Source organism: Ruegeria sp. HKCCA5463 (assembly GCF_013034175.1).
In the GTDB taxonomy this organism is placed as follows: domain Bacteria; phylum Pseudomonadota; class Alphaproteobacteria; order Rhodobacterales; family Rhodobacteraceae; genus Ruegeria.
In genome coordinates this window covers 1-12,087 of record NZ_WQFL01000001.1, presented here as the reverse complement: position 1 = coordinate 12,087, position 12,087 = coordinate 1, and the positions used below count along the sequence as shown (strand labels likewise).

The 12,087-nt window shown below is 59.1% G+C and carries 11 protein-coding genes and 1 tRNA gene; 6 read left to right on the top strand and 6 right to left on the bottom strand.

Annotation, left to right across the window (positions count from 1 at the left end; all coding sequences use genetic code 11):
- Nucleotides 1–150 precede the first annotated feature (150 nt).
- From GOW09_RS00060 to GOW09_RS00050, 3 genes are all read left to right on the top strand, one after another.
- A complete protein-coding gene (locus GOW09_RS00060) occupies nt 151–1,224 on the top strand; it encodes an FAD-binding oxidoreductase (protein ID WP_171114688.1) in 1,074 nt (357 codons plus the stop codon).
- A complete protein-coding gene (locus GOW09_RS00055; RefSeq protein ID WP_171114686.1) occupies nt 1,221–1,874 on the top strand; it encodes a DUF938 domain-containing protein in 654 nt (217 codons plus the stop codon). The genes GOW09_RS00060 and GOW09_RS00055 overlap by 4 nt, the downstream gene beginning before the upstream one ends.
- A 72-nt stretch (nt 1,875–1,946) precedes the next feature.
- Nucleotides 1,947–2,282 (top strand): carboxymuconolactone decarboxylase family protein, encoded by a 336-nt coding sequence (locus tag GOW09_RS00050; protein ID WP_152458825.1) that lies wholly within the window; start codon nt 1,947–1,949, stop codon nt 2,280–2,282.
- A gap of 43 nt (nt 2,283–2,325) precedes the next feature.
- Here GOW09_RS00050 and GOW09_RS00045 read toward each other — a convergent pair whose 3' ends face one another.
- From GOW09_RS00045 to GOW09_RS00020, 6 genes are all read right to left on the bottom strand, one after another.
- On the bottom strand, nt 2,326–4,833 hold the full coding sequence (locus GOW09_RS00045; RefSeq protein WP_171114684.1) for an FAD-dependent oxidoreductase: 2,508 nt from the start codon (nt 4,831–4,833) through the stop codon (nt 2,326–2,328).
- A 141-nt stretch (nt 4,834–4,974) separates the two neighbouring features.
- On the bottom strand, nt 4,975–5,253 hold the full coding sequence (locus tag GOW09_RS00040; protein ID WP_171114682.1) for a hypothetical protein: 279 nt from the start codon (nt 5,251–5,253) through the stop codon (nt 4,975–4,977).
- Nucleotides 5,254–5,339: 86 nt separating this feature from the next.
- Nucleotides 5,340–6,749: an FAD-binding oxidoreductase gene (locus GOW09_RS00035; RefSeq protein ID WP_171114680.1), complete on the bottom strand. Its 1,410-nt coding sequence runs from the start codon at nt 6,747–6,749 to the stop codon at nt 5,340–5,342.
- Between the two features lie 94 nt (nt 6,750–6,843).
- On the bottom strand, nt 6,844–8,631 hold the full coding sequence (gene ggt, locus GOW09_RS00030) for a gamma-glutamyltransferase (RefSeq protein WP_171114679.1): 1,788 nt from the start codon (nt 8,629–8,631) through the stop codon (nt 6,844–6,846).
- Between the two features lie 110 nt (nt 8,632–8,741).
- Nucleotides 8,742–9,131, bottom strand: a complete 390-nt coding sequence (locus GOW09_RS00025) for a GFA family protein (protein WP_171114677.1) — start codon at nt 9,129–9,131, stop codon at nt 8,742–8,744.
- A gap of 20 nt (nt 9,132–9,151) precedes the next feature.
- A complete protein-coding gene (locus GOW09_RS00020) occupies nt 9,152–10,138 on the bottom strand; it encodes a D-glycerate dehydrogenase (RefSeq protein WP_171116459.1) in 987 nt (328 codons plus the stop codon).
- Nucleotides 10,139–10,336: 198 nt separating this feature from the next.
- Between GOW09_RS00020 and GOW09_RS00015 the strand changes: the two genes are divergently transcribed.
- The 3 genes from GOW09_RS00015 (at nt 10,337) to GOW09_RS00005 (ending at nt 12,049) form a co-directional block, all read left to right on the top strand.
- Entirely contained in the window at nt 10,337–10,798 is a 462-nt protein-coding gene (locus tag GOW09_RS00015; protein ID WP_152459907.1) for an SH3 domain-containing protein, read from the top strand.
- 96 nt (nt 10,799–10,894) lie between these two features.
- A complete protein-coding gene (locus tag GOW09_RS00010; RefSeq protein ID WP_171114674.1) occupies nt 10,895–11,884 on the top strand; it encodes an NADPH:quinone reductase in 990 nt (329 codons plus the stop codon).
- A gap of 90 nt (nt 11,885–11,974) precedes the next feature.
- Nucleotides 11,975–12,049, top strand: a tRNA-Gln gene (locus GOW09_RS00005).
- The last annotated feature ends 38 nt before the right edge of the window (nt 12,050–12,087 follow it).

The window sequence follows — 12,087 nt, the reverse complement described above, 5'->3', positions numbered from 1 at the left end:
TATAATTTGATACTTCTTTGACCGGGTTGAAGCACAATTTCAAGGCTGCTTATAGTCCGGGAACCCAAACGCGTGGCGAACGAGGAGCTTTGGCACCAGCATGAAACTCAAGGAACCTGTAGCGTCTCTGCTCAGGATGGATCGCAAGTCATGATTGATTTCCTGATAATCGGAGGCGGCATCGCCGGGCTGAGCGCCGGTGCGCGCCTGTCGCAACACGGAAACGTGATGGTTCTGGAAGCGGAAGACGCCCTGGGCTATCACGCGTCGGGCCGGTCAGCGGCCTTGTTCGAAGAAAGCTATGGACCGCCTTCGGTCGTCGCACTGAACAAAGCGGGGGCTGCCTTTCTTCATACGCAGAATGGCGGTTACCTGACCCCGCGCGGATTGATGCTTGTCGGAGCAATTGACCAGCCCGACATGTTCGAAGCCGATTGCGCCGATCTGAACATGGTGAAAATACCGATGGAACAGGCGATATCGCGCGTTCCGATTCTGAACCCGGGCAAGGTCGGGTTTGCAGCCATCAGCGAAGCGGCCTTTGACATCGATACGGATCGCCTGTTGCACGATTTCGCCCGGACCGTCAGGCAAAACGGGGGAACGGTTTCGACGAAAAGCAAAGTCACCGGCATTCGAAAAGAAAAACACTGGGTGGTTGAGGCCGGTGAGATCATTGAAGCCCGCACTCTGATCAACGCAGCCGGGGCCTGGGTGGATGAGGTTGCACAGCTTGCAGGGCTGCCCGGTATCGGTATCACACCTCGCCGTCGGTCAATGGCGCGTCTTCCCGCCCCCGGAGGGCATGACGTTTCTGTCTGGCCGATGATGCTGGGCGCCGGCGAAACATGGTACGCCAAACCGGATGCGGGCAAGCTGCTGGTCTCACCATCCGAAGCCGATCCGGTTCCGCCACAGGATGCTTATGCCGATGATATGGTGCTGGCAGAGGGTCTGGCACGGTATGAGGAGTTGATGACCGAACCTGTCACAAGGGTTGAAACAAATTGGGCGGGCTTGCGCAGTTTTGCCCCGGACGGGACCTTGGTGATTGGGCGCGACCCGCTGGATCCTTCGTTTGTCTGGTGTGGCGGTCAGGGCGGGTATGGTTTTCAAACCTCACCGGCGGCCTCGCAACTGCTGTGCGACCTTGTTGTCGGAAACACACCCGAACTGGAACCTGACATAGTAGGCATGTTGACCCCTGACAGGCTGGAACGATGATCAAACGCAGCCTCCCCTCTTCTGCAAGCGTCGCCAATGCGTCTGTAGATGGCAAGCTGGTGGCCCCGGCAGCATCCCGGAACACCGACGCCCTGTGTGCAGTGTTGCAAGAATGGGGGCCGTCCCAGGGCCAGGCATTGGAAATCGCAAGCGGGACTGGTCAGCATATCAGGGTCTTTGCCGAAGTGCTTCCCGGGCTGACCTGGCAGCCTTCGGAAGTTGACCTTGAGCGGCGCGTGAGTATCGATGCCTATACCCGCAACCTACCAAATGTCGCGCCGGTCGCAGAACTGGATGCAGCGACATCAGGCTGGCACAGGCGGTTTTACGGCCAGGATCTGATCGTTCTGATAAACTTGATTCACTTGATCAGTTGGCAGGAAACCAAAACCATCATTTCGGAAGTCGCACAATCCCTGTCACCAAAGGGGCTGTTCATCTTGTACGGCCCGTTCAAACGTTCGGGCCAACTCATCAGTGACGGGGATGTCCGCTTTCATAAGGCTTTGATCCAGCAAGACCCGGAAATCGGCTACAAAAACGACGTGGACATTCTGAACCTGTTCGAAAACGTCGGCCTGCTCGCGTTGGCCTCGGTCGAAATGCCTGCCAACAATCTTGCGTTCATTGCCGAACGCCCTGAAGTCTGATCGAGATCAAAGTCAAACAACCGCGTCCCAATTCATATTCCGGTTTCTAGATATGAAGAAGGGCACTCAGCAATGGCATGGCAAGAAAAACTCTCGGCAACACGTAAGAGTTTGCGAAACCTGAACGGATCCATTCCCGATACGACACGCGCATTCGGAGCGCTTGGCAAAGCCGTCAAAGAGGGCGGGACGCTCGACTACAAGACCAAGGAATTCATTGCGTTGGGCATGTCAGTCACCCTGCGATGCGAACCCTGCATCACCCTGCACACCGAAGCTTTGATCAAGGCCGGTGCGACACGGGAAGAAGTGTCCGACGTGTTGGCCATGGCGATTCAGATGGGCGGCGGCCCAGCCATGATGTACGCGGCCAAGGCGCTGGAATGCTTCGACGAACTGTCTGGATGACAAAAAAGAAAAGGCCCCGAAGGTTTTCGGGGCCTTTCTTGGATCAACCGTCCTTGCGGATGGTTTCGTTTTTCGGGTCGTAGGGGCTGTCGCAGGTCACGACCGCATCCCACAGCTTGTCCTGCATCTTGACCTTCAGCTTTGTGCCTTCGACCGCCAGCTCGGGCTTCACATAGCCCATGCCGATAGATTTCTCGAAGGCCACGGAATACCCGCCCGAGGTCAATCGACCCACGCGTTCACCTTCCGGTGTGTACAATGCCTCGCGGCCCCATGGGTCGGCATCCTCCGGCCCGTCGATCAACAGGGTACAGCACTTCACGCGCACACCGGTCTCTTCCAGCTTGGCCTTGCCGTAAAAGTCTTTCGACAGGTCGACAAAACGTGGCAGGTCGGCCTCCAGCGGGGTCGCGTCACGGCCCAGTTCGGTGCCAAAGGCGCGATATGACTTTTCCTGCCGCAACCAGTTCTGAGCGCGCGCGCCGACCAGTTTCATGCCGTGTTTCTCGCCAGCCTTTTCCAACAGGTCGAACAGGTAGTTCTGCATTTCGATTGGGTGGTGCAGTTCCCAGCCCAGCTCACCGGTATAGGCCACGCGGATCGCGTTGACAGGGCACATGCCCAGTTCGATCTGACGCGCCGACAGCCACGGGAAGCGCTTGTTCGACAGGGCGGTTTCCGGATCGGCGTCCTTGATGACCTCTTTCAGAACGTCACGCGACTTGGGTCCGGCGATGGCGAAGACGCCCCATTGCGTGGTCACGTCCTGGATTTCGACATATCCGAACTCCTCCATCTTGTCCTCGGCCGCCTTGCGCAGATAGTCGGCGTCGTACTCGGTCCAGGCTCCGGCAGAGACGAGGTAATAGTTGTTCTCGCCATTGCGGACGATGGTGTATTCGGTACGGGTGGTGCCGTGCGAGGTCAGCGCATAGGTCAGGTTGATGCGACCGACCTTGGGCAGCTTGTTGCAGGTGAACCAATCCAGGAACTGGGTGGCACCGGGGCCTTTGACGACATGCTTGGTGAAGGCCGATGCGTCGATTAGGCCAACGCCTTCGCGGATCGCCTTGGCTTCTTCGACGGCATATTGCCACCAGCCGCCACGACGGAACGACCGGCTTTCCTTGTCGAAGTTCTCGGGCGCATCGACAGGGCCGAAATAGTTCGGACGTTCCCAGCCGTTGACCCAGCCGAACTGGGCACCGCGTGCTTTCTGCCGGTCGTATGCGGGAACGGTCCGCAGCGGGCGGCAGGCTTCACGCTCTTCGTCCGGGTGGTGCAAGATGTAGACGTGCTCATAGCACTCTTCGTTCTTGCGGGCCGCGAACTCGGTGGTCATCCAGTTGCTGGAATAGCGTTTGGGGTCCAGCGAGGCCATATCGATCTCGGCTTCGCCATCGACCATCATCTGCGCCAGATAGTAGCCGGTGCCGCCTGCCGCGGTGATGCCAAAGCTGAAACCTTCGGCCAGCCACATGTTGCGCAGGCCCGGCGCAGGGCCGACCAGCGGATTGCCGTCAGGCGTATAACAGATCGGGCCGTTGAAATCGTCTTTCAGGCCGGACTCGGCACAGGACGGCACGCGCTCGGCCATGGCCATGTACTGATCCGCGATCCGATCCAGATCCAGCGGGAACAGATCCGCGCGGAAGCTGTCCGGCACACCGTGCTCAAACCGGGCGGGGGCGCCATGTTCATAGATACCCAGGATCCAGCCGCCGCGTTCTTCACGGGCATAGGATTCGTTGTCGGCGTCGCGCACGACGGGGTGTTCCGGGTTACCTGCTTCGCGCCATTTGACCAACTCTGGGTCCTTGTCCATGACGATGAAAGTGTGTTCGACCGGGATCGCCGGCATCTTGATGCCCAGCATCTTGGCGGTGCGCTGTGCGTGGTTGCCCGATGCAGTGACAACATGTTCGGCAGTGATCACAACCTTTTCGTCGCTTTCGACAAGGTTGCCGCCTTTTTCCACCATCTTGGTGCAGGTGACTTCCCAATGGGTGCCGTTCCAGTGGAAGGCATCCGCCTGCATCTTGCGCACGATCTCGACGCCACGCTGACGGGCCCCCTTGGCCATCGCCTGCGTCACATCTGCCGGGTTAATATACCCGTCTTCGGTATGGTAGATCGCGCCCTTCAGATCCGATGTCTCGATCAGCGGCCAGCGTTCCTTGATCTGCTCGGGGGTCAGCCACTCATAGGCAACATCACAGGTTTCGGCGGTAGAGGCGTAGAGCATGTACTCGTCCATGCGCTCCTGCGTCTGTGCCATGCGCAGGTTGCCGACGACGGCAAAGCCCGCGTTCAGCCCGGTTTCTTCTTCCAGCGTCTTGTAGAAGTCGACCGAGTACTTGTGGATGTGCGTTGTCGCATAGGACATGTTGAACAATGGCAGCAGACCAGCCGCGTGCCAGGTGGACCCGGACGTCAGCTCGTCCCGTTCGATCAACATCACATCGTCCCAGCCTGCTTTGGCCAGATGATAGGCAATCGAGGTCCCAACGGCGCCGCCGCCAACAACCAGTGCTTTGACTTGGGTTTTCATAACCGGGCGTCTCCCCTTGAAATCAGTTGACACCATATGGCGCACTTGAGGGGGATCGCGCGACATTCATCCGACCAGTGATATGAAAAAAACGACCCGATCATCGAATGCGGTCGCAGATCGGACATGAAACCCGTGATCTCAACCGCTGGAGCGACAGCGCTTGCTTGTCCCGATCGTGGTGCAGACAAGTTTCCGAACTTCCTCTGACGGTGTCTTCGCCGCGGGGTCCTCGGACTGTGAAGGTTGGGCATCTGCTTCAAGCCGACGTTCCGAAATCCCGACACGCGCGGATACCGAGGCAACATAACCTTTGAAGCCCAGCCCGTTCTCGGATGCCTTGGCCTGCTGATAATAATCCAGCCCAACAATGGCGACCCCGCAGATCGCTGCAAACCCTGCCAGATATTTTGCGCTCATCTCGACCACCTGTTCCTAACCGAGTCGGTGAGACCAGAACATGTGGACGATTTGAAGGCGCAATGCGGGCCAGAACGCGAAAACCGCTAGGATTGGCCCGCCAAAACCTTGCCGGGATTCATGATGTTCTCGGGGTCCAATGCAGCCTTGATTGCAGCCATATACTGCGTGGCGGCGCCCAGTTCCTTGATAAGGTATGGCCGTTTGCCCTGACCGATTCCGTGTTCACCTGTACAGGTGCCTTCCATTGAAATTGCCAGGTCGTTCAACCATCCGACAAACTCTTCGGCTTTGGCAACTTCTTCGGTGTTCTGCATGTCGATCAAAATAAGCGTGTGAAAGTTCCCATCCCCCACATGCCCCACAATTGGCGCGAGCAAGCCAAGATCAGCTGCCTTCTGCTGAGTGCCGGTCACACATTCCGCCAGGCGCGAGATCGGCACGCAGACATCCGTTGAAATACCACGCGCGCCGGGGCGCAGTTGCAGACACGCCCAATACATATCATGGCGCGCCTGCCAAAGCTTGTTCCGTTCTTCGGTGGTCGAGGTCGCAGCAAAATCCGTACCGCCGAACTCCTCGGCGATCTGACCAAAGGTTTCAGCCTGTTCCGCCGCACCGCTTTCAGAGCCATGGAATTCAAGCAGCAGCAACGGCGTTTCCGGAAGACTCAGCCCGGAATAGGCGTTTGCCGCCTGAACCGACATTTCATCCAGCAACTCTATTCGGGCAACCGGAATGCCATACTGAATGGTCATCATCACCGCGCGGCACGCGGCATCGACCGAAGGAAAGGAACACCTGGCCGAACTGATCGCTTCGGGGATGCCCTGCAAGCGCAGAGTCAGCTCGGTGATGATACCCAACGTGCCTTCCGCCCCAATCAGAAGGCGTGCCAGATCATACCCGGCCGATGACTTCTTGGCCCGGTGACCGGTACGGATGATCTGGCCGTCCGGCATGACCGCTTCGAGGCTGAGAACGTTGTCCCGCATCGTTCCGTATCGCACCGCATTGGTGCCCGACGCGCGGGTCGCGGCCATACCGCCCAGAGATGCATTCGCCCCCGGGTCAATCGGAAAGAACAAACCCTGATCCCGCAAATGAGTATTCAGCGCCTCGCGCGTGACGCCGGGCTGCACGACACAATCCAGATCTTCGGCGTGGACAGCCAGCACCTTGTCCATCTGCATCAGATCGACCGAGATCCCCCCTGCTGGCGCATTCACATGCCCTTCCAGCGACGTTCCCGTGCCAAAGGGAATCACCGGCACCCGGTGCGCGGCACAGGTTTTGACAATTTCCGACACGTCCTGCGTAGTATGCGGGAAAACCACAGCATCCGGGCTCTGGTTCTCGATCCAGGTGGTGGTGTGCCCGTGCTGTTCACGAATCGCGGCACCCGTTTGCAACCTGTCGCCAAAACGTTGTTTCAGAACGCCTATGACGGTTTCGATACCTGTTTCATTCCGAGGCAAAGCGGTCGCCTGCATCATCGTCATCCTCCCCTGTCCCCGGCACGTCGCGGGCCCTTCTGTTCATGACTAAAGGGCCCGCAACGTGCGGGCAATCCCCACAAATACCAAGGCCCTATTCGCCCAGCGCAATACCCTCGCGACGGGGGTCGGCACCACCGCTCAGCCCGTCGCCGATTTCGATGGCGTGAAGGCCAGATGTCAGGTCACGCGGGTTTACCTCAAACCCAAACTGGGTCAGCCCGTCGGAAAAGCCTTCGGCAGATGTGCCGGCCTCGACATCATATGTCCCGAAACGATTGACAAGATGCGGCAGCGACACGGCTTGCTGCACATCCATACCCCAGTCGGCCCATGCGATAATCGATTTGGCCACATAGCCGATGATCCGACTGCCACCCGGCGAGCCAATCGCCAGAACCGGCGCGTCATCCTGCATCACGATGGTCGGGCTCATGGACGAACGCGGGCGTTTTCCGGGCTCCAGCCGGTTGGCGATCGGCACACCATCGCTGTGGGTCTTGAACGAAAAATCCGTCAGTTCGTTGTTCAGAAGGAACCCGTTCGTCATCAGGCGTGAGCCAAAGCCGTTTTCGATGGTCGTGGTCATCGACAGCACGTTGCCATAGCTGTCTACAATCGAGATATGCGAGGTCGAAGGCAGCTCCAGCGACACATCATCCGCCCAGTTCAGCGCGTGGTCGAATTCCGGCTGACCGGGCCCGACATCTGCCAACGCGCCTTCGTTGTTCAGCAATTCCGTTCGTTGCGACAGGTAGGCCGGATCAACCAGCCCTTTGGTCGGCATGGGCACGAAATCGCTGTCGGCCATGTACCGGCCGCGGTCCGCAAAGGCGAGGCGCGAAGCGTCTCCGATCAACCGCCAGGCCTCGGCGCTTTCCGGCCCCATAGCCGCCAGATCATAACTGTTCAGCATCCCCAGAATTTGCCCCACGGTCAGCGCACCCGACGACGGCGGGCCCATGCCGCAGACTTCATAGGCCCGGTATTCCGCGCAAACCGGCTCGCGCTCGATCACCTGATACAGCGCAAGATCCGCACCCGACAGAACACCGGGATTGCCCGGAGCGTTGCGAACCGTGCGCACGATATCCGCTGCAATCTCACCGCCATAGAAACCGGCCGCCCCATCGCGGGCCAGCACACGCAGAGTTTCGGCATAAGCTGGGTTCATCAGGCGCTGCCCCTGTTGCAGCGGTGCGCCCCCCGGCAGGAAATATTCAGCGGTTTCCGGGAAGCGTGACAGGCGCTCGGCATCGTTTTCAACAAGGCTGGCCAGACGTGGGGACACCAGGAACCCTTCATCCGCCAACCGGATTCCATCGGCAAACAATCCGGGCCACGAGGAACGCCCCCAGCGGCGATGTGCCTCTTCCAGCAAGGCAGGTGTGCCCGGCGTCCCCACGGACAGCCCACCGACAACCGCATCGAAGAATTTCAGCGGCTCACCGTTTTCGTCCTGAAACAGGGTCGGTGTGGCCGCCAGCGGCGCCGTTTCTCGCCCGTCCAGAGTTGTCATCCGACCGGTCGCTGCATCGTACCAGACCAGAAACGCACCGCCGCCCAAGCCCGAGGATTGCGGTTCGACCAGGCCCAGCACGACCTGCACCGCAACCATGGCGTCTGCGGCAGACCCACCTGCGCGCAATACTCTGGCGCCGGCCTCCACCGCCAGCGGGTTGGCCGCGGCAACCATCCAGTTCTGGGACGTGACCGGAACGCCATCCAGTTTGGCCTCAAGCGCCGAGATGACCTCGTCGGTCATGGCCTGTACCTGCCCTTCCGTCGCCGTTTCGGGTGCAACGGCATCGGTCGCTTCCTGAGCGAACCCCGGAGCTGCAAAACAAAATGCAGAAAACAGTAGAACTGAAACACGTCTCATCTGATCAAATCCTCCAATACATCCCTGACTATCAAAATTGCGCGCCGAACACGCTCTGAACAAGTCCAAGCTGCACGCCATCAACACATGGCCGACGTCCGCAGCACGCGTTAAGGCTTTGCGTCGCCTACCAATCGATCCTGATCATAGTGGGTCATACCGCGGAACTCGGGCAACCACGCTTCACGCCGGGTGACCCAGCTTTCATATGTTGGCGTCAACTGATCTGGCACATCAAGGCATCCAAGATGCACCTCCACTTCGGTTCCGCTGCGCGCAAAGACCGGAGAGCCGCAGACGGGGCAAAAGAACCTGTCAGCATAACCACGCGCTTCGCCGGAAACCTCTATTCTGTCTTCCGGGAAAACGGCCGCCGCATAGAACACTGCGCCATGATGCTTGCGGCAGTCCAGACAGTGACAGATTCCGACCCGCAATGGGCGACCCGAAGCCCAGATGCGCAGATTTCCACAACGGCACCCTCCTTCATAGACGTCCATTCCTGCTCCTTTCCAGAGCGCTACAGCATCGCTGGCACAACCTGATCCGGCGGGCGGTGGCCGTCTTCGAAGGTCTTGATGTTGATGATGACCTTCTCGCCCATCTCCACCCGGCCCTCGAGCGTGGCTGATCCCATATGAGGCAACAGAACCACATTGGGCAGCTGCCGCAGGCGCGGGTTCACGTCAGTGCCCTGTTCGTAGACATCCAGCCCCGCCCCCGCAATTTCACCTGCGCGGATCATCCGGGTCAGGGCGTTTTCGTCCACGACTTCACCACGTGACGTGTTGACGATCACTGCCGAAGGTTTCATCAGTTTCAGACGACGTGCGTTCATCAGATGGAAGGTCGACGGCGTTGAGGGGCAATTGACCGAGATCACATCCATCCGCGCGACCATCTGATCGAGGCTTTCCCAATATGTTGCCTCCAGCTCCTGCTCGGTCTCGGGGCGCAGCCTGCGACGGTTGTGATAATGGACCTGCATTCCAAACGCGTTCGCACGCCGCGCCACCGCCTGCCCGATCCGGCCCATGCCCAGAATGCCCAGACGACGACCTCCGATACGGCCTCCCAGAAAAGCGGTGGGCGCCCAGCCGGACCAATCTCCCTGCTGCATCACGCTCAGTCCTTCGGGAATGCGTCGGGTAACCGCCAGAATCAGGGCCATGGTCATATCGGCGGTGTCATCGGTCAGAACCCCAGGCGTGTTCGACACCAGAATCCCACGCTGGCGCGCGGTGGACACGTCAATATTGTCGACACCGGCACCGTAATTGGCGATGAGCTTAAGCCTTTCGCCCGCCTGCCCCAGCAGACCGCCATCAATCGCATCCGTTACCGTAGGCACCAGGACATCGGTGTCCTGCACTGCGGCCACCAGTTCTTCGCGCGTCATCGGAGTGTCATCGTCGCGCAAGCGCACATCAAACAACTCGCTCAAACGTGTTTCGACCGCTTCGGGCAACCGTCGCGTAACGACAACACTCAAACGTTCTCTTGGCACCTCGGCCCTCCCACTGCTTTGCAAACGGACGCGCGCCATGGCATCGTGGCGCAGGATAAGGCGGGGCACAAGAACCCCTTTGGCACTGAGTCGACCTTTTTTCGGAACCGGATCAACAGGCATAAGAGCAGGCAGTCAGTGAGTGGTATTCGACCGGTAAATTGCCGCTGTCTGGCGGCACTATCCGTATTTCTGATCATGTTAGGTGCATGGGCTGCTCATGCCGACGTGAAACGAGGATCCGTCACCAACCTCCCCCTGCCCCGTTATGTCTCGATGAAAGCAGCAGAAGGTAACGTGCGACGCGGACCTTCTTTGACACATCGAATCGACTGGGTGTTCAAACGACGCGGAATGCCGCTTCAAGTCACTGCCGAATACGGCAACTGGCGACGGGTTCAGGACCGCGACGGCGCTGGAGGCTGGGTTCACTACGCCCTGTTGTCGGGTGTTCGGACAGTACTGATTGAATCTGAAATGCTGCCTGTCTATGCCCGACCCGATCCGACCTCCCCCGTGAATGCGCATTTCGAATCCGGGGTTGTGGCCCGACTGGGAACCTGTTCGCTGGACTGGTGCCGGATCACCGCCGGCGGGTATCGGGGTTGGACCTTGAAGTCGAACCTTTGGGGGGTCGACCCGTCCGAGATTCGCGAATAACCACAGGGCCGACCTTCCCCTGCTTTGCGGACACGCAACAAGGTGTTTGAGTTTCCCGCCGATATGCTGTGAAACTCGACCAAAACGGAGGCGATCATGCGCGCAGTTACATATTCCACCTTCGGAGACCCCGCCGATGTCCTGCGGATACAGGACCTCCCTCCGGTCCCGCCGGGTCCGGGCGAGGTCACGGTAGAGCTGTCCTTTTCCGGAGTGAATCCTTCCGACGTCAAAGCCCGCGCCGGGACCAGACCGGGCGTGGCAGAACCCCCATTCCCCCTGATCATCCCGCACAGTGACGGCTCTGGCGTGATCTCGGCCGTTGGCGACGGAGTTTCCGCATCTCGGATCGGTCAGCGCGTGTGGATCTGGAACGGGCAATGGCAACGCCCTTTCGGCACCGCCGCCAGCCACATCACCCTTCCCGATGCCCAGGCCGTGGCTCTGCCGGATGCGGTGTCGTTGCGGACCGGCGCGATTCTGGGCATTCCCGGTCTTACCGCCTGCCACGCGGTGTTTTCAGGCGGCCGTCCCGATGGGCAAACGATCTTGATACACGGTGGCGCGGGCACCGTCGGCTTTCTGGCCGTTCAGCTTGCCAAATGGGCAGGCGCGCGCGTGATCGCGACGGCCAGCCCTCGCAACTTTGACCGGGTCCGGGAAGCCGGCGCAGATATCGTGATTGATTACGCCAGCGAGGATCTTTCCACCGAAATTCTCGATACAAATGAAGGAAAGACAATCGGCCGAATCATCGACGTCGAATTCGGCCGGAATATTCAAACAAACGCCACGGTCATCGCCGAGAACGGTCGCATCAACGCCTATGGCTCTGCCCAAGACATGACCCCCGTGTTTCCGTTCGGACCGATGATGTTCAAAGCCATGACGCTTGAGACCATTTTGATTTATCTTCTTCCTCCGGATCTTCGTACCAATGCCGTGAAGACCCTTCACAAGGCCTTGACGGATGGCGCTTTGACCTGCCCTGTTCAAAAGGTCTTTGCACTTGAGGAATGCGCGTCTGCGCATGCAATGGTGCAGGATGGAAACCGGACCGGAGCCGTGTTGATCGACACCAAATGACCGCCCTGAAAAAAATCTGTTCAACGTGAGTTTTTTTGACAAAACGCTCTTGATCCCTGCCAACAACAATCGTAGACAGCCGCTCACCGTTGGGGTGTAGCCAAGTGGTAAGGCAGCGGTTTTTGGTACCGTGTATCGTAGGTTCGAATCCTACCACCCCAGCCAGATCATCAGAACATCGTTACTCCGATACCTGTTGACAC

Coding starts and splice junctions, on each gene's coding strand:
- GOW09_RS00060 (WP_171114688.1), top strand. CDS start 151: ATGATTGATTTCCTGATAATCGGAGGCGGCATCGCCGGGCTGAGCGCC.
- GOW09_RS00055 (WP_171114686.1), top strand. CDS start 1,221: ATGATCAAACGCAGCCTCCCCTCTTCTGCAAGCGTCGCCAATGCGTCT.
- GOW09_RS00050 (WP_152458825.1), top strand. CDS start 1,947: ATGGCATGGCAAGAAAAACTCTCGGCAACACGTAAGAGTTTGCGAAAC.
- GOW09_RS00045 (WP_171114684.1), bottom strand. CDS start 4,833: ATGAAAACCCAAGTCAAAGCACTGGTTGTTGGCGGCGGCGCCGTTGGG.
- GOW09_RS00040 (WP_171114682.1), bottom strand. CDS start 5,253: ATGAGCGCAAAATATCTGGCAGGGTTTGCAGCGATCTGCGGGGTCGCC.
- GOW09_RS00035 (WP_171114680.1), bottom strand. CDS start 6,749: ATGATGCAGGCGACCGCTTTGCCTCGGAATGAAACAGGTATCGAAACC.
- ggt (WP_171114679.1), bottom strand. CDS start 8,631: ATGAGACGTGTTTCAGTTCTACTGTTTTCTGCATTTTGTTTTGCAGCT.
- GOW09_RS00025 (WP_171114677.1), bottom strand. CDS start 9,131: ATGGACGTCTATGAAGGAGGGTGCCGTTGTGGAAATCTGCGCATCTGG.
- GOW09_RS00015 (WP_152459907.1), top strand. CDS start 10,337: ATGTTAGGTGCATGGGCTGCTCATGCCGACGTGAAACGAGGATCCGTC.
- GOW09_RS00010 (WP_171114674.1), top strand. CDS start 10,895: ATGCGCGCAGTTACATATTCCACCTTCGGAGACCCCGCCGATGTCCTG.